Origin of the sequence: Bradyrhizobium sp. YR681, from assembly GCF_000282615.1 — a bacterium.
GTDB lineage: Bacteria > Pseudomonadota > Alphaproteobacteria > Rhizobiales > Xanthobacteraceae > Bradyrhizobium.
In genome coordinates this window covers 62,010-85,925 of record NZ_AKIY01000182.1, presented here as the reverse complement: position 1 = coordinate 85,925, position 23,916 = coordinate 62,010, and the positions used below count along the sequence as shown (strand labels likewise).

At 61.5% G+C, this 23,916-nt stretch carries 33 protein-coding genes; 30 read left to right on the top strand and 3 right to left on the bottom strand.

Features of this window, described 5'->3' with window-relative positions:
• The first annotated feature begins 473 nt into the window (after window positions 1-473).
• The 6 genes from PMI42_RS14455 (at window position 474) to PMI42_RS14435 (ending at window position 6,280) form a co-directional block, all read left to right on the top strand.
• The gene (locus PMI42_RS14455; RefSeq protein WP_008135262.1) at window positions 474-890 is read left to right on the top strand and encodes a hypothetical protein; all 417 of its coding nucleotides are present in this window, start codon (window positions 474-476) and stop codon (window positions 888-890) included.
• A gap of 11 nt (window positions 891-901) precedes the next feature.
• The gene (locus PMI42_RS39160; RefSeq protein ID WP_008135261.1) at window positions 902-2,200 is read left to right on the top strand and encodes a hypothetical protein; all 1,299 of its coding nucleotides are present in this window, start codon (window positions 902-904) and stop codon (window positions 2,198-2,200) included.
• Between the two features lie 209 nt (window positions 2,201-2,409).
• Window positions 2,410-4,086: a portal protein gene (locus PMI42_RS14450; RefSeq protein ID WP_008135260.1), complete on the top strand. Its 1,677-nt coding sequence runs from the start codon at window positions 2,410-2,412 to the stop codon at window positions 4,084-4,086.
• Window positions 4,079-4,378 carry a hypothetical protein gene (locus PMI42_RS14445; RefSeq protein ID WP_008135258.1) on the top strand — a complete coding sequence of 100 codons (300 nt, stop codon included), beginning with the start codon at window positions 4,079-4,081 and terminating at the stop codon, window positions 4,376-4,378. The genes PMI42_RS14450 and PMI42_RS14445 overlap by 8 nt, the downstream gene beginning before the upstream one ends.
• A 252-nt stretch (window positions 4,379-4,630) precedes the next feature.
• Window positions 4,631-5,695 carry a hypothetical protein gene (locus PMI42_RS14440; protein WP_008135256.1) on the top strand — a complete coding sequence of 355 codons (1,065 nt, stop codon included), beginning with the start codon at window positions 4,631-4,633 and terminating at the stop codon, window positions 5,693-5,695.
• A gap of 45 nt (window positions 5,696-5,740) precedes the next feature.
• Entirely contained in the window at window positions 5,741-6,280 is a 540-nt protein-coding gene (locus tag PMI42_RS14435) for a hypothetical protein (protein ID WP_008135253.1), read from the top strand.
• 83 nt (window positions 6,281-6,363) lie between these two features.
• Here PMI42_RS14435 and PMI42_RS39155 read toward each other — a convergent pair whose 3' ends face one another.
• The gene (locus tag PMI42_RS39155; RefSeq protein WP_008135252.1) at window positions 6,364-6,573 is read right to left on the bottom strand and encodes a hypothetical protein; all 210 of its coding nucleotides are present in this window, start codon (window positions 6,571-6,573) and stop codon (window positions 6,364-6,366) included.
• Window positions 6,574-6,627: 54 nt separating this feature from the next.
• Between PMI42_RS39155 and PMI42_RS14430 the strand changes: the two genes are divergently transcribed.
• The 9 genes from PMI42_RS14430 to PMI42_RS14390 all read left to right on the top strand — a co-directional run bounded on the left by PMI42_RS14430 (window position 6,628) and on the right by PMI42_RS14390 (window position 13,226).
• On the top strand, window positions 6,628-7,590 hold the full coding sequence (locus tag PMI42_RS14430) for a DUF5309 domain-containing protein (protein WP_008135250.1): 963 nt from the start codon (window positions 6,628-6,630) through the stop codon (window positions 7,588-7,590).
• 80 nt (window positions 7,591-7,670) lie between these two features.
• Window positions 7,671-8,033, top strand: coding sequence for a hypothetical protein (locus PMI42_RS14425; RefSeq protein ID WP_008135248.1), 363 nt, complete (start codon window positions 7,671-7,673; stop codon window positions 8,031-8,033).
• Window position 8,034: 1 nt separating this feature from the next.
• On the top strand, window positions 8,035-8,346 hold the full coding sequence (locus tag PMI42_RS14420; protein ID WP_008135245.1) for a hypothetical protein: 312 nt from the start codon (window positions 8,035-8,037) through the stop codon (window positions 8,344-8,346).
• Complete coding sequence (locus tag PMI42_RS14415) at window positions 8,346-8,687, top strand: hypothetical protein (protein WP_008135243.1); 342 nt, start codon at window positions 8,346-8,348, stop codon at window positions 8,685-8,687. The genes PMI42_RS14420 and PMI42_RS14415 overlap by 1 nt, the downstream gene beginning before the upstream one ends.
• On the top strand, window positions 8,675-9,328 hold the full coding sequence (locus PMI42_RS14410) for a phage adaptor protein (RefSeq protein ID WP_008135241.1): 654 nt from the start codon (window positions 8,675-8,677) through the stop codon (window positions 9,326-9,328). The genes PMI42_RS14415 and PMI42_RS14410 overlap by 13 nt, the downstream gene beginning before the upstream one ends.
• 9 nt (window positions 9,329-9,337) lie before the next feature.
• Window positions 9,338-9,769, top strand: coding sequence for a hypothetical protein (locus tag PMI42_RS14405; RefSeq protein ID WP_008135240.1), 432 nt, complete (start codon window positions 9,338-9,340; stop codon window positions 9,767-9,769).
• Between the two features lies 1 nt (window position 9,770).
• The gene (locus PMI42_RS37470) at window positions 9,771-11,108 is read left to right on the top strand and encodes a hypothetical protein (protein ID WP_008135239.1); all 1,338 of its coding nucleotides are present in this window, start codon (window positions 9,771-9,773) and stop codon (window positions 11,106-11,108) included.
• A gap of 37 nt (window positions 11,109-11,145) precedes the next feature.
• On the top strand, window positions 11,146-11,754 hold the full coding sequence (locus PMI42_RS14395; RefSeq protein ID WP_008135238.1) for a hypothetical protein: 609 nt from the start codon (window positions 11,146-11,148) through the stop codon (window positions 11,752-11,754).
• Window positions 11,754-13,226 (top strand): hypothetical protein, encoded by a 1,473-nt coding sequence (locus tag PMI42_RS14390; RefSeq protein ID WP_008135237.1) that lies wholly within the window; start codon window positions 11,754-11,756, stop codon window positions 13,224-13,226. Before PMI42_RS14395 ends, PMI42_RS14390 begins: the two co-directional genes overlap by 1 nt.
• A 4-nt stretch (window positions 13,227-13,230) precedes the next feature.
• Here the strand turns inward: PMI42_RS14390 and PMI42_RS39150 are convergent, their stop codons facing one another.
• Window positions 13,231-13,482 (bottom strand): hypothetical protein, encoded by a 252-nt coding sequence (locus tag PMI42_RS39150; protein ID WP_035965678.1) that lies wholly within the window; start codon window positions 13,480-13,482, stop codon window positions 13,231-13,233.
• Between the two features lie 815 nt (window positions 13,483-14,297).
• Between PMI42_RS39150 and PMI42_RS14380 the strand changes: the two genes are divergently transcribed.
• The 9 genes from PMI42_RS14380 to PMI42_RS14330 all read left to right on the top strand — a co-directional run bounded on the left by PMI42_RS14380 (window position 14,298) and on the right by PMI42_RS14330 (window position 20,748).
• Complete coding sequence (locus PMI42_RS14380) at window positions 14,298-14,540, top strand: hypothetical protein (RefSeq protein WP_035965676.1); 243 nt, start codon at window positions 14,298-14,300, stop codon at window positions 14,538-14,540.
• Between the two features lie 995 nt (window positions 14,541-15,535).
• Window positions 15,536-15,946 (top strand): hypothetical protein, encoded by a 411-nt coding sequence (locus PMI42_RS14365; RefSeq protein ID WP_240535242.1) that lies wholly within the window; start codon window positions 15,536-15,538, stop codon window positions 15,944-15,946.
• 285 nt (window positions 15,947-16,231) lie between these two features.
• Window positions 16,232-16,450, top strand: a complete 219-nt coding sequence (locus tag PMI42_RS14360; protein ID WP_035965670.1) for a hypothetical protein — start codon at window positions 16,232-16,234, stop codon at window positions 16,448-16,450.
• Between the two features lie 81 nt (window positions 16,451-16,531).
• Entirely contained in the window at window positions 16,532-17,401 is an 870-nt protein-coding gene (locus PMI42_RS14355; RefSeq protein WP_008135229.1) for a hypothetical protein, read from the top strand.
• A 2-nt stretch (window positions 17,402-17,403) separates the two neighbouring features.
• Window positions 17,404-18,594, top strand: coding sequence for a hypothetical protein (locus PMI42_RS14350; RefSeq protein ID WP_008135227.1), 1,191 nt, complete (start codon window positions 17,404-17,406; stop codon window positions 18,592-18,594).
• A gap of 118 nt (window positions 18,595-18,712) precedes the next feature.
• Complete coding sequence (locus tag PMI42_RS14345; RefSeq protein WP_008135224.1) at window positions 18,713-18,979, top strand: hypothetical protein; 267 nt, start codon at window positions 18,713-18,715, stop codon at window positions 18,977-18,979.
• Window positions 18,976-19,464, top strand: coding sequence for a hypothetical protein (locus PMI42_RS14340; RefSeq protein WP_008135222.1), 489 nt, complete (start codon window positions 18,976-18,978; stop codon window positions 19,462-19,464). The genes PMI42_RS14345 and PMI42_RS14340 overlap by 4 nt, the downstream gene beginning before the upstream one ends.
• Window positions 19,430-19,651, top strand: coding sequence for a hypothetical protein (locus PMI42_RS14335; RefSeq protein ID WP_008135220.1), 222 nt, complete (start codon window positions 19,430-19,432; stop codon window positions 19,649-19,651). Before PMI42_RS14340 ends, PMI42_RS14335 begins: the two co-directional genes overlap by 35 nt.
• A 74-nt stretch (window positions 19,652-19,725) precedes the next feature.
• The gene (locus tag PMI42_RS14330; RefSeq protein WP_008135218.1) at window positions 19,726-20,748 is read left to right on the top strand and encodes a tail fiber protein; all 1,023 of its coding nucleotides are present in this window, start codon (window positions 19,726-19,728) and stop codon (window positions 20,746-20,748) included.
• Here PMI42_RS14330 and PMI42_RS14325 read toward each other — a convergent pair.
• On the bottom strand, window positions 20,745-21,467 hold the full coding sequence (locus tag PMI42_RS14325; RefSeq protein WP_008135216.1) for a hypothetical protein: 723 nt from the start codon (window positions 21,465-21,467) through the stop codon (window positions 20,745-20,747). The two genes, PMI42_RS14330 and PMI42_RS14325, sit on opposite strands and share 4 nt — an antisense overlap.
• A gap of 40 nt (window positions 21,468-21,507) precedes the next feature.
• Between PMI42_RS14325 and PMI42_RS14320 the strand changes: the two genes are divergently transcribed.
• The 6 genes from PMI42_RS14320 (at window position 21,508) to PMI42_RS14300 (ending at window position 23,761) form a co-directional block, all read left to right on the top strand.
• Window positions 21,508-22,194, top strand: a complete 687-nt coding sequence (locus tag PMI42_RS14320; protein ID WP_008135214.1) for a hypothetical protein — start codon at window positions 21,508-21,510, stop codon at window positions 22,192-22,194.
• 2 nt (window positions 22,195-22,196) lie between these two features.
• Window positions 22,197-22,346 carry a hypothetical protein gene (locus tag PMI42_RS40040; protein WP_008135213.1) on the top strand — a complete coding sequence of 50 codons (150 nt, stop codon included), beginning with the start codon at window positions 22,197-22,199 and terminating at the stop codon, window positions 22,344-22,346.
• Entirely contained in the window at window positions 22,346-22,597 is a 252-nt protein-coding gene (locus PMI42_RS14315) for a hypothetical protein (RefSeq protein WP_008135212.1), read from the top strand. The genes PMI42_RS40040 and PMI42_RS14315 overlap by 1 nt, the downstream gene beginning before the upstream one ends.
• Window positions 22,588-22,971, top strand: coding sequence for a hypothetical protein (locus PMI42_RS39145; protein ID WP_008135211.1), 384 nt, complete (start codon window positions 22,588-22,590; stop codon window positions 22,969-22,971). Before PMI42_RS14315 ends, PMI42_RS39145 begins: the two co-directional genes overlap by 10 nt.
• On the top strand, window positions 22,968-23,267 hold the full coding sequence (locus PMI42_RS14305) for a hypothetical protein (protein ID WP_008135210.1): 300 nt from the start codon (window positions 22,968-22,970) through the stop codon (window positions 23,265-23,267). The genes PMI42_RS39145 and PMI42_RS14305 overlap by 4 nt, the downstream gene beginning before the upstream one ends.
• Window positions 23,268-23,332: 65 nt before the next feature.
• Entirely contained in the window at window positions 23,333-23,761 is a 429-nt protein-coding gene (locus PMI42_RS14300; protein WP_008135209.1) for a GNAT family N-acetyltransferase, read from the top strand.
• Window positions 23,762-23,916: the final 155 nt, after the last annotated feature.

The window sequence follows — 23,916 nt, the reverse complement described above, 5'->3', positions numbered from 1 at the left end:
AAAGTGCCGCTAACGGCAGCCTGGCAGGCCCGATCGCGGCCGCCGCAGCGATCGATTCTACCAGCACCGATCGAGCATCGGCCGGCGGACTTCTGGGCCTGATCCAGGACTACATGCGCAGCAGCGGCAGTTACTAGGCCGCCCTTCCGCTACTCCTCCTGCACGGACGTTGGGCGTACAAATTGAACGAGCCCGTTCACTTGCTTGCGGTGGCGCCGCCTGAGGAGACGACGCGGCACGCAGCTGCGCCGGACTGTTGACGTTGTTCTCTTTATGTTCTAGATCTATCATAGATTGTGGTTCAGCGCCGATACGCTAAAAATTGTCGCAGAAGCCGGTGCGATTGGCTTCGTTTCAAGCGCGATACGCGGAGCGTGCGACAGATCCGGTGGTCAGTAGAGATATGATGGATGCAAGCGATACCTGCCGCAAAAGCTGACTTAATGCCGAGACGTCCGATCGCGAGCGTCCTGATGCTCGCAGCCGCCCTTGCGACATCCGGATGTTACTGGGCCGGGCCCTGGCCTCGGATCACCTTGAATACGGAGGGGCTGGGCGAAGGCGAGCTGGCGAAGTTCATTGGCAGCCACGCCTACTATGAAGCCGACGGTATGAAGCAGGTGACGACAAAGTTCATCATCGAGCAGACGTCTGCCAAGGGCATCTCGCGCGACGATGCAGAAGCGCTTGGTCTGCGCTGCGCCCCGGCCCCCAGCAAGGAGTGCAGCTATTCGGGCGAATACTGGGTTCGAAGTGACCAGCGATATCTCCGGCCCAGTTCTCGCGACTACGGAATAAGAGCAGTCTATCACATCGACGTGCGGCTCTCCTATTCGAAGCCGCATGATGCCGTCGTGCAAGCTTACAGGCGCGACGTTCCCGACGAATGAGCAGGTGAAGCATGGCCGAGGGCCAATATCGCATTGTCAAGGCGCAGTATCCCCTTCTCGGTGGACTTGCCGGCCACAACTTTCTTGTATTGATCGATCCGAATGGGAAGGCCATCGGAGAATTGCACGGCCTCGCAACGGGCGCAGACGGACGTCCCAAACCGATCGGACATTTGCCGTCGGATGAATTGAGAGGGTATGCCGACCGACATTTTTACCAGCCCGATTTTGCTCAGGCGGAGTTGGCCTCCGGCGATCAGGCCGAGATCATGAAGATGTGGAATGCCGGCAGAGCGGTCCTGGACAAGATAAACGCGCGGAGCATCCACTATCCATCGATGGGGCTCGGGCAAAACAGCAATTCGGTTGCGAGCACGTTGATTGCCGCCATGGGACAGTCTGAGCAGGCGGTGTCTGGCGGCGCGCTCCTGACGCCAGGCGCGGGGAGCATGTTGCTGGACCCAAAGGATATTCAGGATATCCAGCGTCAATTCAACATCGGTGTGCCCGGCTCTGGAGATGCGCCTAATGCAAGCACGCACGAGCAGAGCGGTCTCGATCCAGCGGGATCGCCGCTCGGCCCCGGCGGAACGCCAAATGGTTCTGCAGTGGTCGTGCCGCCGCAGAACCTTTCAGGCAGGGCCATCCCGCGTGCCATAGGCCCTACGTCGCTTGGCGGCCCCAATGGTCCAGCGCCATTGGATCCTGTTGTACGCTCGCATGTCCCGGCTCGCTCGGCGCCCGCGCCCGATCCGCGACTGCCGCTGCCTTCCTTCGACGTGCCACGCGCGGCTCCGAGTTTGCTGATGCCTTCCGAACGCGGAGGGACCGGTTCGATCGGTGACGGCAATGGCATCGGTGACTGGAGGGACAGCGTTGCTCCGGGGGCGGGCAGGGTGCTCCCCTCGTTTGAGGACCGCTGGAATGCGCTGGGAGAAGGTCGTCAGCCGGCAATATCAGGGAGCGCTGCACATCCCGCGCGCGGCTCTGGGCCGCCGAACGTTCCTCAATTGATGTTCGATCCGGGGGCGTTGCATGCCCCTTTGCGGTCGTTGCGCGTTTCGCCCGGTTCTGCGGGCGCAACACCTCCAGAGGAGGTGCGACGTCTCACACGCGTCAATGCTTCGAATTCGGGCTATGCGCTTACTTCAGGAAATGCGCCGGCCAACGCGGCTGACGAAGTGCTCGCGAATGAGCCGAACCGTTCCATTGCGCCGCCAATCTGGGAATTTGAGAATCGTAGCGATAGCCGAAACGAAGCGGAGGAATGGTTCGCACGCTGGATCCGGCCGCTCCTGCGACAGGAATGAGTGGGTCGCAAACAGCGAGTTTTGCATTGTGCAGACGACGACTGTCGCGCCTGATGCGGCCAAGTTCGGGCGGTGGTCGCGAGGTGTTTTCTCTCGAGATCAGACCAACGCGCGCGACTGGCAGCCGCATGATATGCGCACAACGCCGACTAGCGCGATTTCTGCCCAGCGTCGGGCGCCCGCATACCGAACTGAAAGCTCAATCACACATGCCCATTCCCTTGCTAGCCCCGGTGCCGCTTGCGCCGATGGGCTCTCTCGTCACGCACGACGTCACCATCGTCACCACGCGCAAGCTCGCGCAGGCGCGGGTGATGGGCGTGCCGCCCGAAGAATTCGGCATCGAGCGCGGTGCGCGCAGCATCCGCGATTGCAATTATTGTTTCCACGAGGTCGTCACCAGGACCGAGGCGCAGTTGATCGCTGAAGGCTTTGACGCCGGCCAGATACGGGCGCTGCGGCCGCATGCCGGCACGACCGAGATCGAGACGCTGGCGCGCGATACCGTGGAAGAGCACTTGTCCGCGACGGCTGGCGGCGGCAGCGCCAATTCGGCGGCGCGGCTGGTGCGCATCACAGAGCACTATGTTCGGATGGATTTCGAAGGGACGGGCCGTCCCTGCCTCTACCAGGTGATCACCGGCGGCGACCAGGCCGAGATCCTGCGCAAGGACGGCAAGGACTGCATCACGCCATTCGACGAGATGCCGTTTGCGGCGACCACACCGGTGCCGGTGACCCATCGCTTCTTCGGTCGCTCGATCGCCGACCTCGTGATGCCGCTGCAACGCGAGAAGACGGCGCTGAAGCGCGGCGCGCTCGATAATCTCTACCTGCACAACAATCCACGCGTCGAGGTCGCCGAGCAGAATGCCGGGCCGAACACGCTGGACGATCTTCTGGTGTCACGGCCGGGCGGGGTGGTGCGCACCAAGACGGCCGGCGGGCTGAACTGGCAGGTGGTGCCTGACATCACCACGTCGATCTACCCGATGCTGCAGTATATCGACGCCGAGCTCGAGATCCGCACTGGTCTTGGCAAGCAGACGCAGGGCATCGACGCCAATGCCTTGCAGAACCAGTCGGCGACCGCGGTCGCGCAGGTGTTCTCGGCCTCGCAGATGCGGATCAAGCTGATCGCACGCATCATGGCCGAAGGCGTGCGCGACATCTTTGCGCTGCTGCACGGCACGATCCGCAAGCATGGTCAGCGCGAGGAGACGGTGCGGCTGCGCAATGCCTGGGTCGACGTCAACCCGCGCAACTGGAAGACACGCGACGACATGACCATCAATGTCGGCCTCGGCGCCGGCGGCAAGGCGCAGCAGTTCGCCCAGACCATGGCGATCGCCAACGTGCAGAAGGAGCTGCTCGCCGGCGGCAAGATCAATTTGGTCGGCGACCGCCAGCTCTACAACACGGCGGCCGAGCTGACGCGGATCATGGGGCACAGGAATCCGGACCAGTTCTTCAACGATCCGATGGCCGTCAATCCCCAGACCGGGCAGTTGCTGCATCCGCCGCCGGCGCCGCCACAGCCGCCGCCCGATCCGAAACTATTGGCGCTCCAGGCGCGCGTTCAGGCCGAGCAGCTTGCCGCCGCGCACAAGGTGCAGATCGAGCGCGAGAAGGCACAGGCCGATGCGATCCACCAGCAGGTGAAGATGCAGGCCGAGATCGAGATCGCCAGGATCAGGGCGGGCCTCGACGCGAAGATCGCGGTGCTCGACGCGCACTTGAAGGCGCTCGGCCACGAGCAGAAGCTCCAGCATGCGCAGGAACAGCATCGGATGGATGTGACCGAAGCCGCACTCGATCTCGCTGCATCCGCGACACGTCACGGGATGAAAGCGCGGTCGAACAACGGGGAGGGGAGCCATGTCTGACGAGAGCGCCCTGGAGCGGGCGGCGGCAAGGGCAGTGCGCGCCGAGGCATTGCTCGATGATGAAATCCTGAACGAGGCGTTCGACGCGCTTGAGAAGAGCTACATCGCGGCCTGGCGCGCCACCACTGTGGACGACGCCGCCGGTCGCGAAAAGCTCTTCCTCGCCATCAACATCGTCGGCAAGGTGCGCGATCATCTCGCGGGCGTCGCCGCTAACGGCAAGCTGGCGCGGGCCGAACTAAAGGAGCTTGCGGAAGCGGCGGAGCGGCGGAAGCGGTTCGGGATCATTTAGTTGTTGCAACGAGAGCGAGAGTAATGAATAGCGTTCCTTGTGTGTTCTGTGGCGAATGGCGGGCCAATCCACATATGGCCGTGGGTCGTGATCCGTTGTCGGAGGGAGAGCCGGCCACTTTCCAAGATCGCTTCGGTAACTGGTCTGAAGTTCGCCGATTGGCGTCGCGCCGGGAGTCAAGATGATCGTTTGCGACGATGCATTGGCGCTCGTGCGCTCACAGATCCGGTCCGAAACCAGGTGACGAATCGTATGCTCATCCGGAAATTGGCTTGCGTCGGTCTCGTCGGCATGCTGCTCGCGCTGACGAGCCGGCCCGCTTCGTCTCGCGATGGCACTCACGACGGCTTGCTGATTGTCAGTCTCGCGATGTCGCCCGAAATATCGCTCCGCGAACAGTATATCAATCAGTCGATATTGAGTTCGATGGTGCTCGGGACTCGCCGGCTACCCGACGTCGCGACGTGCGACCTCCATCTTCTGATCCAGCTTGAATTCGTCTTTGGCGAGTTCGGATTGGCGGGGCGTCACGAGAATCCCGCCATGCTGGTCAAGTGCTTGCGCGCAGCGGTCAACTATCTCCTGCGCGAGGACGTCGCCGAGTCCGATTTCATTGCCGCACGCGCCTTTGAGGCGCGCATGTCGCGAGAGTGGTCAGAGCCGAACCCGAAGGATTTGCATCGCGCGGACGGCGCTGCGGAACGATTGGCGCTTCTGGCAATCTACCGCAAGCATTCGCCGCTTCATCAGATGCATTCCATCGACGCGGATGCAATCGCCGCCACGTCTTTCGACGATTTTACGCGCTGGCTCGAGCGCAATCGCAGGTTGGGCAGATTTACCCTCCATGGATCGAAGCGGCTGCTGGAGGCGCTGGAGCTTCCCGTGCCGGACCCAATGGTCCTGCGACTCGTCACGTCGCTGGCGTCGCCCCGGACGCCTGCCGGCGTGCTGACCTTCGACGGCGACCGCGTTGGGGTTCCTGCTCTGATCGCGCTGTTCCTGGCAAAACAAGGGTCGTCCATCGTCGATGAAAGAGTGAAGCGGCGCTTTGCCTGCAACAAGCAGGATCCGGCGGCTCTAGGCGACGGCTACGGCGCAATCGCGCGTGCGTCGTGCCAGACTTCCGATAAATTTGGCGAGATCTGGCTCACGCTGGCGTTCGGGAAGGTCGAGAGTGCGAGTTACTCCGAATTTTGCCGGCAGGTACTTGAACTGAGCCGTGACGAGGACATCGCGACCACTGCACGCTTCAGTCCGGACGGCCCGAAAGGCCTGTACGTCTTGCTGCCGCCGGCTTGCAAAGCGTCCGACTAATCTTCCGACGAGAGTGGATTGTCAACTTCCGGCGGAGGACGCCGGATGAAAGGAATCATATTGCCTATCGAGACCTTCGACGTCACGGACGAAAATGGTGCGCGGGTAGCTGGCACTGCGGAGGCCTATCGCGACCCCAAGGGAGAATTTTACGATCCGAACAGCCCGTACTATCAGCACCCTCGCTTTTCCAACCATAGCATCCAGTTTCTGAACGATAAGGATCTATGTCGCATCGATCGATCAGTGCTCAGCAATGCGGTGCAGAAGGCGCTCCGAACCGCCCTGACCAGGTTTGATATTCCTGACCCGAGTTCGAAGGCAATCGAGCAGCATGTCAATGATTCGATTGCCGACGCACTGCGGGCATGCGCCCCCATGAGCCAAGTCGTACCTCCGGCAGCACCGCAAGAGCCGCGGCCGAATGCCGATGGACCCCAAATGTCCGTTCTCGATGCTGGCGCGGCATCCCCGCCGTCCGTCACCACGGCCGCGCTTGCGTCTCCGGCGTACGAGCTGGCGGCAGACGGTCCCTCTCAAGACAAGTCGCTTATCCGGCGTTTGACGCGTGTACGGCCAAGCTGATACCGCGGCAAGGCCGCGGCCTCGCTCTTCCGGAGTTTCGTGATACCAGGCCGCCTGGCCGCCACATCGGATGCGCCGGCACGCTATCTGAGTTCGTACCGGGTGCGGATGGCGATCGTCCGCTTCACATAGACTTCTCGACGTTTCCATACGTCGATGCCGCCCTTGCGCGGATAGCGCAGGTTCCCGGCAGCTAGGCTCGCCATATCGAACCGGAAATCATTTCCGCGCCATCGGATCAGCGAGATCGCAACGTTGCAACCAGAAACACCTGTGCCTTTGCATGCAGCCATGCAGGAAATTCCTGCGCTTCACGCGATGCAATCGGCCTTCATCGGGAAACCCAGATGACCCTACCGACTTCCACCTTCGTCACCTACTCCGCGGTGGGTAACCGCGAAGATCTCAGCGACATGATTTATCGCATCGATCCCGTCGACACGCCTTTCATGAGCGGCGTCGACAAGGAGAAGGCGACTGCCGTCAATCACGAATGGCAGACGCAGGCGCTCGCCGGCGCGGACGCCAACAACGCCCAGCTCGAGGGCGACGATCCCAACACCAACACGACCACGCCGACCGTTCGCCTCGGCAATCTCTGCCAGATCTCCTACAAGGTCGCGCGGGTTTCGGGCACGCAACAGGCGGTGGACCATGCCGGCCGCGACAACGAGCTCGCCTATCAGGAGATGCTGAAAGGCCTCGAGCTCAAGCGTGACCTCGAAACCATCCTGTGCGGCGCCAACCAGGCCAAGGTCGTCGGCAACACCACGACCGCGCGGAAGACCGCTTCCGTCCTTTCCTGGGTCGTTTCGAACACCTCGAAGGGAACGGCCGGCGGTGCGGCGGACCCGGCGGCGGCGGACGGCACCGGGACGCGAACGGACGGCACTCAGCTCGCCTTCACCGAGGTGCGCCTGAAGACCGTGCTGTCCTCGATCTGGACCAATGGCGGCAAGCCCGGCACGATCATGACCGGGGCCTTCAACAAGCAGGTGTTCTCGACCTTCACCGGCCGGTCCACCGCGATCGAGGAGTCGAAGTCGAAGAAGATCGTCGCGTCCGTCGATGCGTATGAATCCGATTTCGGCAAGCTCAAGGTGGTGGCCAACCGCTTCCAGCGTCCGCGTGACGTCCTGGTGCTCGAGCTCGACAAATGGGCGGTGGCCTATCTCAACGGCCGCAACATGATCTCGATCCCGCTCGCCAAGACCGGCGACTCCGATCGCAGGCAGATCCTGGCCGAATACGCGCTGGTCGCCCGCAACGAAAAGGCCTCCGGCGGCGTGTTCGACAACACCACCTCCTGAGCGATCGGGATCATCCGTTCAACCCTTGTCCACCCCTCGGGGCAGCCTTCGGGCTGCCCTTTCCTTTTTGGAGAGCCAAGATGCCGCTTCCCGGCAATCGCACCCTCAACACCGCCGACCTCACGGCCTACACGCCGTCCTGCGGCGCGAGCCCCGTTGCCACCTATGTTCGTGTTCCCTTTCGCTGCCGCGTGCTGAAAGTCGCCGGCATTTTGGGCGGCGCGATCACGACCGCGGACGGCACCATCACCGTTTCGGCCAATGCGACGACGCTGGCGACGTTCGCCGTGACGCAGGCTGGATCTGCCGCGGGCCAGCTGTTTTCGGCCGTGCCGCCGTCCCCAACCTATCTCAACGAGGACGACGTGATCGTGCTGACGCCCTCCGGCGCATCCGGCGCGACGATCCCCATGCATTTTTCGATCTCAGTGAGGACCGCCTGACATGCCGTTCTTCTCCAAGCAGAATTCCTCGCGCGTCGGTCCCACCCAGACGGTCGCGTATGACAGCAGCGTCGGTGCGACAAACGCCTTCGGACCGGAAACCTATCAGCTGCGCCTGGTCGCCAATTCCGGCTGCTGCTACCGGATCGGCGATGGTGCGCAGACTGCGACCGTCTCCGATCCCTATCTGCCCGCCAACGTCGTCGAATACATCACGGTCAGTCCCGGCCAGCGCATCGCCGCGTTGAAGGCCGCGAGCAATGGCCTGGTCACGGCGACCGCCGGCACGCTGTGGGTGACGGAGATGTCGTGATGGACGGCGTCCTGATCAGGACTCATCTCGACAGCAACGGCCGAGAGCTCGCGATCGAGCACGTCCAGGACGTCGCGCCGATCCTGGAATGGAACAGGCAGGCGCGACGGGACGAGCAGCATGGTGACTGGGGGCGGCACGTCGCCCGCATCCCCAACGTCATCTACGTCCAATGGCTCAACGAGGAGCATGCGAGGGGCAACACCTCGCTGCGGCTGTTCACGCCCGAATTCGACATGATCGTGCAGCGGAAGCTCGACGATCCCGAATGGGCCTATTTGCGAACCGACCGGCCGAAATTGCAGGCCGGCTGGTCAGCGGAGCTCAAATGCCCCAGATAGTTGATTACACGTCGCTGCAAACCGCGGTGATCGAATATCTCGCGCGCGACCAGGATGCGACCCTGGTCGCGCGGATCCCAACCTTCGTCCAGCTCGCGGAAGCCAAATTCAACCGACAGCTCTTCGTGCGGCAGATGGAGCAGCGCGCGACCGCCCTGGTCGACCTCGGCTCGAGCGAGCCGGAATTCATCTCGCTGCCGTCGGATTTCCAGTCCATGCGCAGGGTTCGGCTGTCGAGCGTGACAGGGAAGCCGTGCCTCGAGTTCAAGTCGGGGACGCAGATGGACGAATACCGCTTCGCGACGTCCGATGTCGCCGCGAAGCCGCGCTATTTCACCGTGTTCGGCAACGAACTCGAACTCGCGCCAACTCCCGATGCGGCCTACACGATTGAAATGGTCTATCGACAGAGCGTTCCGCCGCTCGCGTCGTATGGCAGCAACTGGCTGCTGACGATGGCGCCCGATGTCTATCTCTACGGTGCGCTGCTCGAGTCGGCACCGTACATCAAGGAAGACGCGCGCATCCAAACCTGGGGGCTTGGCTTCGCCTCGGCGCTGGCGGATTTGAACAATCTCGGACTGACGTCGACCTTCAATGCCGGGCCGATGACAGTGCGCATTTCCGGACAGGTCATTTAGGAGGCGATAATGGCGAGCTTCAACAAATTCTACTGCTTCGTGCAGGACGTCGCAAATGCGTTGCACGACATGAAGACGGGCACGGCGCAGGTCTACAAGGTCTATCTGACCAACACCGCGCCCGTGGCCAGCAACACCGTCTACAACACGCCCGCGGATCTCGCGGCGGGCAACGGCTATACCGCGGGCGGCAACAGTGTCGGCACCATCAGTGGCGCGCAAACGACCGGGACGTTCAAGTTCGTCGGGGGCACCGATCCGGCGTGGACCGCTTCGGGCGGCTCAATTGGTCCGTTTCAATATGCGGTGCTGTACAATTCGACGTCGTCGACCAAGCCGCTGATCGGCTGGTGGGATTACGGCACGGCAATCACGCTGACCAATGGCAATACCTTCACGATCGACCTCGACCAGACCAACGGCATTTTGACGATCACCTGACATGGCAGCGTTTCTCAACAATTGCCGGTTCATCCCTGCGGCCGGCGGCACGACGGACTGGGTCTATGCGTCGACGGTCGGCGGTTGCCAGTCGCCGGCGCTCGCCGGAGCGATCGACGGCCGCAAGTACAAATTCCTCGCCATCAGCAGCGACCTCACCCAGTGGGAGATCGCGGAGGGGACCTACACGGCCGCGAGCGGATCGTTTGCGCGCGCCACCGCGCTCTACAATTCGTCGGGTTCGGGTTCAGCCGCTGGACAAAGCGGCGCCGGCGCCAAGATCAATTTCACTGTGGCGCCGAATGTGGCGATCGTCGGCGTGAAGGAGGATTTGATCTCGGTCGAGGAGCCGAACGCGTTCACCAGCACGCAGATGGCGCAGGCGCGGGCCAATCTCGGCATGACGAAGAAGAACTACCTCGTCAACGGCGGGATGCAGATCAGCCAGGAAAACGGCACAGGTGCGGGCAGCTCCAACCTCTATTACCCGGTCGATCAATGGTATATCCAGCACACACTTTCCGGCGGCGCCTATAGCTGCGCGCAAGTCGCCTCACCGACGCCAGGCGGCTCGACGCATCGTATCCGTGTGACGGTGACTGCGGCGCAGACGACGGTGGGAGGCAGCGTTTGCTTCCTCCAGCAGAAGATCGAGGGCTTTCGTGTCGCCGACTTGAGATTCGGAACGGCGAGCGCAAAGACCGTCACCTTGCAGCTGGGTTTGAAAGCTCCGGTTGCCGGCACTTTCTCTTGTCTGTTGCAGAACAACGCGACGGATACGACGCTGTCGGGATCGTTCACGGTCGCCGCAGGCGAGGTCAACACGGACGTCGTCAAGTCGGTGACATTTGTCGGTGCGACGTCGGGAACCTGGGCGCAAGACAACACCAACGGAATGTACGTCTACGTCTATTTGATGCAGAGCACCGGTGCGAACATCTTTTCGACCAGCGGAAACGTGTTCGAGCTGTTCGACGCTGGACTTTACGAGGGCGGGGCGGCTCCGCCGTTCCAGTGCCCGGATTATGCAGGCGAGCTGCTTGTCTGCCAACGCTACTACCAGCTCGTACCGTGGGGTATCGAGGCCTATGCGTCTGGCGGCAACCAGCGCTTTCAGTCGACAATCGGCTTTGCTCCGAAGAGAACGTCTGCCTGGACCGTGCAGCGTAAAGTCGCGCCGGGCGTCAGCACAAATATCCGCGCGAACGATCCGGCGTCCTTCGTTCAGCTTGGCGGGTTCAGCGCGGGGATCGCGCATGCCAGCATGTCGTCGGAAAGTGCGGCTGCCGGCTTGATGCAGGCCTACACGGTGATCGACGCGATCAACGCGAGGCTGTGATGTCGGAATATCGTTGTCACCTGAACGGTTCTAACTCATGTCCCTTCTCGGCTTCGACGCGCTAGGTCGCTGGGCGCTGGCTCAACTGCCCGGCAACGGCAATTTTGCGCTTTTGACCGTGCGAGGTGCGATTGCGTTTGCAGGTCGAGCGGCCGCATTCGGGACATCCGAGCCGGCGGCGGCCGCGGTCTTCCTCGAAACGGGGATCTCGGCCGGATTCAAGGTCGCAGAGCCGGCGAGTGCGGGGCCTTTTGCCGTCACCGGCAATGCAGTTGCATTCGGACCCAGGCAGAGCAGCCTTGCTGGCACGTTCCTGATGACCGGTGCCGGAACGACTGCGGCGGTTCGTGCCGTTGCCTCGCCGGGTGCGGTTCTGTCGTTGGGGAGGTCTCTCCCATTTCTCGTGTCGTTGGCCTCGGGATCCGGCCCGTTTGTCTGGGCCGGCGGTGGCTCGACCTACGACCGCGACCACGAGGCGTGGGTCCGACGACCGTTCGACACGATGTCATGGCAGACCGAGGTGACGCTACCGTCGCCAAGCTGGAGCGACGCTGCGCCTCCTGCAAGCGTGTGGACGGCTGACGTGCAGCCGGAGACTGTGTGGATAGCTGCTTCGATTGAACCTGAACCATGGACGACCGAATAATGCCGCTCCTTTCCTATGGCGAGTATCGCCCTGACGTCAGCGACTATGAGGGGCAGGCTACGCGCAACATCCTCAACGTCATTCCGCGTGGCGACGGCTACGGGCCGTTTCCGTCTTTCTCGGCCTACACGTCGGCACTTCCGGCCCCGTGCCGGGGGGCGTTCTATGCGCTGAAATCGGACGGTACGGTTGTGACCTTTGCCGGCACGAGCACCAAGCTCTACCGGCTCAACAACATCGATTTCACCTGGGTCGATGTATCCAAGGGCAGTTTGTCCTATTCCGCGCTGTCTCAGACTGCGCAATGGCAATTCGCGCAGACCGGAAACTTCGTGTTCGCAACACAGGCGAACGCGGTGTTGCAGGTCTTCGACCTCTCATCGTCGACGGCCTTTGCCGATGCGCAGGGGACACCGCCGCAGGCGGCCTATATCAGCGTGGTCGGGCGCTTTCTGGTGCTGTCCGGGCTGCTGTCGACGCCGTACCGGATCCAGTGGTCCGGGCTGAACAATTTCAACGCCGCGGACAGCTGGACGAGCGGGATCAAGTCGTCCGACTTCCAGGACTTTCCGGATGGCGGCATCGTCCGCGGCGTCGCAGGCGGCGAGTCCGGCATCGTCTTCCAGGACCAGGCGATCCGGCGCATGTCCTATGTGCCGGGCTCGCCGATCATCTTCCAGATCGATCGCATCACTCAGGACAAGGGTCTCTACGCGCCGTACTCGATCATTCGCGCCGGCGAACGCATCTTCTTCTACGCCGGCCAGGGCTTTCACAAGATCGAGCCGGGCGGCGTGCCACAACAGATCGGACGCGAGAAGGTCGATCGGACCTTCCTCGCCGACCTGGACAAGGGTAATCTTCAGCTCTTCATGGGTGCCGCCGACCCGCGCTCGACGCGGGTCTATTGGGCCTACAAATCGGTGTCCGGGATAGTCGGTGCCTTCGACAAGTTGCTCGGTTACGACTTCCTGCTTGATCGCTTTTTCCCGGTCGCGGTGACCGGCGAGTATCTGCTTGGCATCTCGCAGACCGGACTGACGCTGGAAAACCTCGACAGTATCTCGTCGTCGCTGGATGCGCTTACGCTCAGCCTCGACGCCTACGCGACCGCCGTGCAGCCGGAGATCGCCCAGTTCTCGAACGCCCACGTGCTCGGCTTCTTCCGCGGTCCGAGTCTCGAGGCGACGCTGGAGAGCCCGGAGCAGGGCACCGACGAGAACCGCATCACGATCCGTGGCTTCCGCCCGGTGACCGATGCGGCAACGCTGTTCGGCTCGGTGTCCTGGCGCGACACGCCGGCCGCAGTGGCAACGCCGGGCGCGGAGGTTCTGGTCAACGCGCGGACCGGTCGCTGCGACCTCCGACGCGACACCCGCTACTCACGTTTCAAGGTTCGTATCCCGGCCGCGACGTCATGGTCATTCTGCGCCGGCGTCGTTCCCGATCTCTCACCCAACGGCACGCTATGACGGCTTACGTTCCCGGCATCACCGAAACGGACCTGAAGAAGATCGTGCTCGCGATCCAGCAGCTCGCAGCGGGACGGTCGAACGCAGTCGGCAGCGTGACATTGGCGACGGGCGCTTCGAGCACGACGGTGACGACGGCGAACTGCGCTGCGGGGTCGGTGCCGATCCTGGTGCCGGCGTCAGCGAATGCGGCGACTGAGGTCGGCAGCGGGACGATGTACGTCAGCGCCGTCGCGAATGGTTCGTTCACGATCACGCACGCGAACTCCGCGACGACAGGGCGGGTGTTTTTGTATGCGGTGGTGGGCTGAGGGCTGTAAAGCCAAGCCAGTTCCAGAATCCATCTGAGTAATTCGACCTTCGAACGTCGTCGGCAATGCAAAAGCGTGTCGACGCAATGAAGATCTGCGTCTGCTCTCATTCATCATTGTCACGAAATCCAAATGCAGAAGGGATAATTCATGGCCAACCCAAATGTTCTCGACTCTCACTTCGGCCCTCAATCGTATCGCGATACGAGGGATCTGGCGCAATTTTTATCCCTCGCATGACGCGACAACGCTGGTACGCCCGGCCAATGCGAGGACCGCTTCTGCTCCGGCGGTTTTGTTTGCAGAGGCCTTTCCCCAGGAGAGCGGACGCCGTCGCAAGTCCGTTTCGCGCTGCCGGCAAAGAGATGTCACCGACTGTCGTTGATCCCAATTTCAGGCAGCTATCGACAGTCTCGACATTGCGATCGCGAGATACTGGCGCAGGAGAAAATGCGCTGCCTGCTTCTTCCACGGACACCTTCGGATCCAATGAAGGGCGCCAATCGGAGATAGCTCTCTCAGAGGATCGCGCGGCGAACGCCAGACAGACAGCTGTCGAGGCTGGATTCGGGCAACTCGTGCGGCCCCGTCCTTTTCCCCCAATTGGTCCCGTTGGACAACTTCCAAAACCTCAGTTGCCGGATTGGTGGCCCACCCTGGAAGATGTCCTACGAATCTATCCGATGGTTCGTTACGGCCGCGTTCGTCGTGGCAACGATGACGAGGATTGCGTAGAGCGGCACAGCAAAGAAGTGGACCGATGGGCGATAAGGCTCGGATCCTGCTTAAGCTGCGTCGCGGCGACGAGTTGTCCGACGTACTCGAGCAAATCATGTCACTTGAGTTGGTGAAGGAAATTCCAGATGTCGGTCGCGAGCGCGATTTCGTTGACCGGGCACCGCCCGGCCTCATTCGGAAGAACGTCCTCGATCGCTACAACGAATTTCTTCCTAGACGTCCAGGCGATAGTCTGGCTGACGAACCACCAGAAGAGGTTATGTAGGATCGTGTTGCTGACAAAGGTGGTTGCGCTCTAGCAGTTCGAGGTGGGCAAAGGAGATTCGATTATTCCCGGTCGCAGAAAGGTTCACGTCCCTGGTTTTCGACAAACAGCACGACGAGGCTGAGGCCCTTCTTCGCGAGCATCGAGGGGCTGTATCTAGAGACCAGATCCCTCGATTGGTCGGAGTGGAGGAGGCGCTGCGGACCAAAATCGGACAGCTTGGATCCGGTCCGAATGCACAGCGGCGAACTCTCGCTGGTGCTTATATGGTGGCATGTGCGCTGAGGGAGCAGAACTACTGGGATGAAGCCCAAGCCATCTATCTCGAGTTAGCGGAGCTATCCTTGGAGATGAACGACGCATTCTTCCTTAATGATGCCAGGTTAAGCCGAGCAGTGTGCCTCAAGAACCTCGGGCGGATGAGCGAGTACGAACAAGCGATGGCTGAAGTACCTTCGGGGTACAGCGATCCTGATCCATGGCACTGACTGGCGGGTTGAATACCTGCGAAGGTGATTTTGACTGGCCCGGCCTGGCATTTCTTCCGCATAGGTGCGCCTTTCGAAGCCCCCACTGGATCCGACCGGTGAGGCCGCAGCGGATGAACCTTCTGAGTTCACCGCACGATGCTCATCGCTCCCTTCGTCTTGAGGAGCAATTGGGAATTCCAGCGGGCGCGCGTTACGCGGAGCCCAGAATGGGGACTCATATGGCGGGGCGACTACGCTATTGTGGTTCTGGCTGCACCGCACTCGATCAACCGGATCATGTGCTGGGAAGGCGCCGACGGGAAGCTTGTTATGGAAATTGCAGTCGGTCAGCGCATCGGGCCGTTGCGGGTCGCTCTGCGCGACGACGCCGACGATTGTACGCCCTGAGGCGCGTCCGTTCTCTCAAGCCGGGTTCGGCTGCCTCCAGGGACGATGCTGGAGAATGCGATGTTCAAGGAGCAGGCCACGCAGGCGTGACATTCATTCAACACGGGGTCTGATTTGTTGTCCTCCACTCAACTCGTGTGTGTCGATCCGAAACGCGTGCGTGAGATATGGTCATCTGCCGCTCCACTCCTGAAGCGGGCGATCACAAGGACCGGGCTTGCGGAGTTCACCACGATCGAGCGCGCCATTCTTGACGGCGCCTCGTTGCTCTGGATCGCCTGGAATGGCTTCGGCATCGAGGCCGTGGCATCGACAAGTCTCGAGCAGACCGACGCGGGCAAGGTCTGCGTCATTACGGCATGCGCCGGTGCCGGCATGACTCGCTGGCTATCTCTGATACGCGGAATCGAAGACTACGCCGAGGCAGAGGGCTGCCGGTGCGTGCGAATTTTCGGACGGAAGGGCTGGGGCCGCGTTCTCGATGGATACGAAGAGACCTATGCGATCATCGACAAGCGCTTCCGGTAGTGGTTCAAAGACCCGAACGTACGTATACCCAGTTCTGGTGTTGAAAGCGCGATGCCGCAGACGCGGCCCGGGCGGGTGGATCGCAATTGGAGAATAGTTCCGCCGACGTCTCCTCCCTGGTCGCCGCCGCCGTTGCCTCCCGATCCATTCGGGATTCCGCCGTCGACCCCATTTCCGCTGCAGCCCAGATCGGACGAGCAACATGCTCAGACCGGCCGTGAGTTGATCGACTGGCTGTTTGGGAAATCTCGCGTTTCCCGCGGACGGAATGGCGCAAACCCGCCCGTGTTCAATCCCGACGGGCAAACGCTGGACCCGTTCATGGATGCCCGGCCGTGGCGGTCCGTCGATGCAGATGTCGGCCGTGTTCGGACGCTGCCATTCAATTCGCGGCAACTGGCCGCGCTGCTGCAGACCCGACCGCAAGACCTGGTTCAGTTGGCGAGAGGGACGCCTTCAAAAGAGAAGGTCGTCCAGCCGCCGATTTTCTTTCCGTTCGACTGAAAGTTTCACATTGGCCGTTTTCCGGTGCGACCAGCATTCGCGCTTGCGAAGAGCGAACTCAAACTCAAGGAATCATCGTCTATGGGCGGACAATCCACCTCTACACAAACTCAGCAATCGCAGACCGCGCCCTGGGTTGCCGCGCAGCCGGCGCTGCAAACGATGCTTGGTCAGATCGGCACGGGGCTCAACAACACCGGTCTGACGTCGGCGGAGAGTTCGGCGCTCGATACGCTGAAGAACAACGCCGCGGCGGGTAATCCTTATGCGGGCCAGATCGCCGGCAACGCACAGTCGCTGCTGAATGGTGGTGGCGCCACCGCGCAGGCGAGCAACGTGCAGGACAACCTCGCGGCCTATCGCAACTGGCTGACGCCATATGCGAACGGGAGCATGGTCGGCAAAAATCCGGCGCTCGCGGCGCAGCTTGCGCAGATCCGGTCGGACGTCGGCAATGACGTGAACTCGCAGTTCGCCGCCGCGGGCCGTGATTTCAGCGGCGCCAACCTGATGGCCTATGGAAGGGGCGTTGCGGCTGCCGAGGCGCCGGTGATCGCCGCGCAATATAACCAGGACGTGGCGAACCAGCTTGCTGCGACAAATGCGCTGTATAACGCCGGCAACACGACGGCCAACACTTTGACTCAGATGCAGCAGACCGATCTGGCCAATCGCGGCCAGGGCGTGACCGCAGCGCAATCGGCCCTTGATGCCCAGAACTATGGAGCCAATGCTACTCTGGCGGAGGAGGCACAGCGACGCGGCATTCCCGTGCAGGCGCTGAACTTGCTCGCGCAGATCGGCGTGCCGATCGCCCAACTCGGGACTCAGAGCAATGGCACGACGACCGGGACGCAGGAGAAGTCTGGCGTCGATCAATTCGCGACCCTGGCAGGCGGAATTAGCGACCTCATGAGCCCGTTCAAGTTCAACTTCGCCATTGGAAAGTAGTCATGACCACCGTGCCAGATACCGACCTCACAGGTGCCGCCTTTGACCTCGCCAGCGGGGGCTATGCCGAAATGCCTGACCCTGATCACGAGAAGGAACGTGATCCGATCGACAGTGACAGTGCGTCCCTGCGTGAGGCCGCTGACCAGCGGCCCGATCTGCAGCCCGGGGTCGTCGTCAGACGATACACAGATGCAGAGGGTAAACCCGCCGCTGCGTACGAAGCCGTGACCCTCGGGCGTGCCGCGCGAGATTATGCGAGTGCAACAGCCAGCGACAGACGGTCGGCTGAGAGCGAGGCGTCGGAGGCGCTTGCGGCAAGAATCGATGCGCTGCGCGCGGAGGTTTCCGCCAACGACCCCGATGCGTCCGAGTTCTACGGCTTTGATCGCCCCGAGGAGAGCGGCGCGCGTGACGGTGAGCCCGCAGTTCGGCCAGATGAGTTGGGCGATGAGGGAGAACGTTCGACCAAGCTCGATCCGGATATCGACCAGCTCCTGCAGCACCCGCAGGTGCGCCTCGCGCTCGAGGAAAAGGTGGGGGAGGTGGAGCGCGCGCGGCGAAGCTATGCCGAGGGTCTCGACGCGGCCATGCGCGTCGCACAGGCGAGCTTCGTCAGTCAGTTTCCGGAGTTGGTTGGGCTGGCGCCGGAACGCCTTCCGGAAGCCCTCGCGCAAATCGCGCGGCAAGATCCCGCAAAGCTGTCGCGTATCCAGGCGATTGTCGCGGGTAGCGAGCAGCTGCGCGCCCGGCAGAATGAGGAAATGCGTCGGACGGCGGATGCCGCGCGGCGCAGCTTTCAGGCCTTTGCAAAGACAGAGGACGCCCGGCTGGAGACGCTGCTCAAGGATGAGACGAGAGACGTCAGGCAGGCTGTGGCGCAGGAGATCATGGCGTCGGCCAAAGCCAGCGGCATCGAGCCGGAGGAGCTGCGACGCCTGTTCGACAGCGAGCCGCTGATGCGCAATGCGACGTTCCAGCGGATGATGTACGACGCCGGCAAGTATCGCTTGATGATGAAGGCGAGGGATACCGTCGCGGCAAAGGCGATGCCGCCGGTGCAGAGGCCGGGCATGGCGGCCGGACGAGGTGAGCGCAACCAGCAAGATCTTCGAGTGCTCAGCGCCAGGCTTTCGAGCTCGGGCGATCTCAAGGATGCAGTTGCTCTGTATCAAGCAAGGAAAACGCGCTGAGCTCTCCATTCCGAGAAAGCCGCCGCGTTGCATCGTCGAACTCGTAGACGCGCGGCCGCGGCACCCTCGCTCTCTGGCATCCCTTCTTGGGAGCGCCTCGAAAATCAGGATAATGTCTATGAACGACGACGATCGAAATTTCGTTGAACGCGCGGAGTCCATCAGCGGGAATCTCTATGGTGAGCCGATGTCGCCCGAGCGGATCGCGGAGAATTTTGCGCTCTACGGGTTGAAGAAGCGCGTGGCGGCGCTCGAGAGGTTCGACGCCGAACTGGGCGGAGAGATCGATTCGAGTCCTCATAGCTTGCGCAGGCGTGTTCAGCTTGTCGATTTGCGCCGCCGCATGGGCAGCCTCCATGAGGCATTGCGCAAAGCCAAGCGATGACCCATCCGCTGCTGACAGCGCTCGCGCAGGCGCGACGTCGTGATGCGCCGATGTTCGTCAAATGGTGTGAGCTGAACGGTGTGTCTGCCTGCCCGGCGACGCCCGCATCGGTTGCGCGTTTCATCACCGACTGCGCGGCGCTTGGCATGGACCGGCTCTGGCCGGCGGTCAACGAGATATCGCGGATGCACGCGTCGATCGGCTTGGCGGATCCCACGCTGGGCGGCGCAGCGGCAAACGCGATGAGCACGATTGGCGCTATTCCGCCGCCACGGTCCTGGCCGGGGGCGTTCAAGCAGCGGTTCGGCACACTACCCTACGACATCCAGGTTCATCTCGCCTCGCACGAAGCCCAGCGGGAACGCGCGCTCCGGCGCGCTCAGAACGAGGCTGCGTCGGCTCGTCAGAGGCTGGCGGCATTCGAGGCTCAAACGAAGGACGAAGAGACCAATGGCAACGAAGCAGCGGCGGCAGACAAGGATTGAGGAACGCATCGAGGAGCTGCGCGCTGAAATCGACGGTATCATCGACGCGCGTGTCGCCAGCATCGCGGGCGAGAGCCCGGGCGTGCCCGCAGGCGTGATCCGAAACCTCCTCACGGCCCGGTCGCCGTCATGTCGCTGCGCGCAATATATCGAGCTGTGCAGCAGCGAGGCGAAGCCGTCGGACTGACGGCGCATCAGCGACTGCCTTAGAAGCATACGATGCCGACGCATGATGTCGCCTCTTCACATCAAGGATACTAAATGACTCTCTATAAATGGTCCCAAACGGCCTCCGCCGACGCCACGGCAGATTCGACGATCAACTGGGCGGAGGGGCAGTCGCCGTCGAGCGTCAACGACTCCGCGCGAGGCATGATGGCGGCGATCGCCAAATACCGCGATGACACTGCCGGCGCGATCGTGACGACCGGCACCAGTACGGCCTACGCAGTCAATACCTATCAGGTCTTCCAGTCGTTCTCGCAGTTAAGCGGCCAGGTCGTCGCATTCACGCCGCATATAACGAACACCGCAGGGTCTCCGAATGTCAGTTTGAACGTGGACGGCCTCGGTACGAAGACGATCCGCGCGGATCCCGCGAGTGAGCTCGCGGCCGGCGTCATGGTCGCAGGCACGCCCTATGTCGCAACTTATAATGCGGCTCAAGGTGTGTTTTACCTGCATGGCGTTTTCGGCAATCCTTACAACGTGCCGATCGGGTCCTGCATCGACTTCTTCGGAATGACAGCGCCGAACAGTTCGTTCGTCCTGGCATACGGGCAGGCGATTTCGCGGACTACCTATTCAACCCTATTTTCTCTCCTTGGGACCACCTACGGCACGGGGGATGGGTCAACTACCTTCAATATTCCCGATCTCCGCGGGCGTATCATCGCCGGTAAGGATGATATGGGAGGGAGTGCAGCTAATCGCCTAACCTCGACTTATTTCGGCACAAGCGCAGCAATCGTTGGAGCAATTGGTGGTGCAGAAAGCCTAGCACTTTCCTTAGCCCAGCTTCCAACCGGCATTACATCAGTGAACTCATCTCAAAGCATCAGCGTGTCGAGCGGGTCGACAAATGTCACGCAGAATGCTGTGTACATATCATACCCGAACGCAGGCGGGGGTGGCACAATCGTCCTAAATTCTGGTCCCACCAATGCGCCATTGACTTCGACAGGCAGCAACTCAATTTCGGTCACGTCGAATAACACCAGTGGGAATGCCCATCGCACCGTGCAGCCGACGATAATTGCGAACAAGCTTATTCGCATCGTCTAAACATGCACGAATGGCAGGTCCTTTACGGAATGCCACTGGTCGGCGTGAGGTATTCCGGAGAATTGCTCTCTAAACATATTGGGTTTCCATGCGCTAATGGGATCTAGCGTGCCACCCCTGCGGAAGAACAAATTTGTTCCTCCGGATGAAACAGCTTCAAGACCATAACCGTGCTTGTCACATAGTGAGGCGAGGGCTGTAATTGACGCCCCATGGTACCAGCCGCGGGCGTGCATCTTGTGACGATCGAAGTCTGGATCATACGGCGTCGATATGGGGGCTAGTCCGAACGTTGAATTGTACTCAACCGCTATGATGGTTGGTTGTATGCCGATCAATCGTTCGAGGAACCAGTAGTCATTGCCGTCGACGTCGATGGAGAGAACGCCAACCTTCGGGAAAATCTCTCCGACCATATCAATGTTATCTAATGTCAAAAACCGCTGAAACGTACGAATCCGTTTCGGATATAAAAAACGAGCATCGGAAACTTGCTTCTCACTCCCATCAATCAAAGCGCCTTGCCAGTCATCGCGCTTGCAAAACGAGATGCAATTAAACTCGGTGGGGTGGAACCCGAACTCGACGAATGTTTTGGGTGCATCGGCAACCAGGCGATCAAGGATCGAGCCTTCGTCTGACTGCGCACGGGCGCGCTTCAATTGAGCCCAATAAACTGCCCGGCGCAATGCATCATTCTGTTTCAGAATATTTCTCATTGCGTCTGAATACCACTCCTCCCCCCAAGCGAGTCAACCCATGGTAGACCTGAACGCCCTCACCCGGGCGAATGCGATGCGCTGGGCGAATGCCAAGCCGACCCGGACTGCCGAAGCCGCCAATGTTGCGTTGCGCCTGTACAAGGCCAGGCAGCGATACCAGGCTGTCGAGCGTGAAACGGGCGTGCCTTGGCCGGCGATTGCGGTCATTCACCAGCGAGAATCCTCCCAGGACTGGAGGGCGTCCCTGGCGCAGGGCGATCCCTGGAATCGCGTGTCGGTTCACGTACCGGCCGGGCGTGGCCCGTTCGATTCATGGGAGGCCGCTGCAATCGATGCGTTGGTCAAGTGTCCGCCCTTCCTGGCGCGTCACAAGGACTGGTCGACCGCCGCAGCGTTGACCGCGCTCGAGACCTACAACGGCGTCGGGTACGCAGCCCGTGGCGTGCCGTCGCCCTATCTCTGGTCCGGCACCAATCAATATCGCGCCGGCAAGTATGTCCGGGATGGCGTTTACGACTCCAGCAAGGTCGATCCGCAACTGGGATGCGCGGCTCTCCTGATGGCTCTGATGGAGCTTGATCCCGGCATCAGGTTTGCCGGAGCGAGGAGCGCAAAGAACCCGTCGGACGGCGATTCAGCCGGGCCCTCACTGACGAACCCGTCGAAAGGCTCGATCGGCGCGTTCGTTGTCAACCTGGTCAGAGCGATTTTCGGAAGGACATGAACATGCAGACGATCCTCGATGTCATCCTCTTCACTGCCGGCTTCGCCGCCTGCTGGTTTTGCAAAGATCCGGTTCTTCGGTTCGTGACTGGCACCGAGGCCTTGATCAAGTCACTCGAGGCAAGACTCGCTGTGCTGCGGGCCAAATCGTGATGCTCGCGAGATTGAAGGCGGCCTGCTTGCACTCCATGACCATCGCCTGGAGCTATTGTCTCGCACTCACCGGCGCGCTGGCCTCGATCATCGACGACATCGCCGACACGCTGGGCGATCCAGGCGTCAAGGACCAGATCAGCGCGGCTGTCGGCGACGTCAAGACAACGGGACGAATCCTGCTGGTGATTTCCGTCGTCACGATCATCGCACGCCTGCGAACCATTCGGAGAAAAGACCCATGTGGATGACGCTTATCTCGTTTCTCGGCGGCCCTGTCGTCAAGGCACTGATCGATGCCTACAGCGCGAAGCTGAAGGCCGAGAACGTCGACTCAAAGATCGCGGCGGACCTGGCGGCGGGCGAGATCGCGTCGCAAACCGCCGAAACCAAAGCCGTCATGCAGTACCGCATCGCGGAGATCGGTCACTGGTACGAGCCGGACAAGCTGATGGGCTATTGCGTGGCGCTTTATTTCGCAAAACTCCTGGTCTGGGACAAGGTCCTTGGCTTTGGCTCCACCGATGCCCTGGCGGGATTTGCCGCGATCACGGCCAATCTTGTGGTCTCCTTCTACTTCGCCAAGCGTGGCTTCGAGAACGTTGCAAGGATCATGAAGCGGTGAAGGTGCCGGACGAGGAAATCAAGGCCATCGTCGCCGAGACGCTGGCCGAACAATACAGGCTCCAGCAGGACAGCATCGATGCCATCGTATTGAAGGCGGTTGCGTCGGTGCTGGCCTCTTTTGGAATCGAGGATGACGACCGGAAAGAAGTCCGGGCGGACTTCCAGCACTTGCGGCGTTGGCGCAAGAGTGTGGAGCAGGCGCAGAGCTACACGTTCAAGGCCGTGATCACGGTCATCGTCACCGGTTTGGTCGGGGCGGTTTGGCTCGGTGTCAAAGTCATGTTGGGCAAGTGAACGCGAGCGGCGACAAAGGTGGACGTCCTTCGCGTCCAGGAGAATCTTCGCTACCGGGCTATCCCATGTACAGCATTCGTACCGTAGATACCGAGGATGACGAGATCGCCGAGACGCTCGGCGATCTGCACCGGCTGACATTCCTCAACGGGGCTTCGTTGCCGCAATTCGAGAGGGGTGTGTGGTGGCTCGCCTATCACAATGATGCGGCCGTCGCTTTTGCCGGCGTTGTGCCGTCGACCCATGCGCGAAACAGTGGATATTTCTGCCGGGTCGGTGTCTTGCAACGTCATTGGGGGCGCGGTCTTCAGCGCAGGCTGATGCGAGCGATCGAGGCGAGGGGACGGCGCGTCGGATGGGACAGCATCGTCTCCGATACGACGGACAATCCGGCATCTGCCAACAATTTCATCCGGGCGGGGTATCGGCTCTTCGAGCCCGAGGTGCCCTGGGCCTGGGCGCATACGCTCTATTGGCGAAAACGGCTTCGCTAAGGAGGGTTTCCCGCAGCGTGGAACGCGACCCTCGGAACGTCAATCGGCCGGCGCGGGACGCGGCGCGGCCTTTACGGAAAATGGGGCCCGGCAGCTTGACCGCTGCCGGGCCCTTTCGCGTATTCGAGCGATGTCGCTGGAGCACTTGCGAAGTT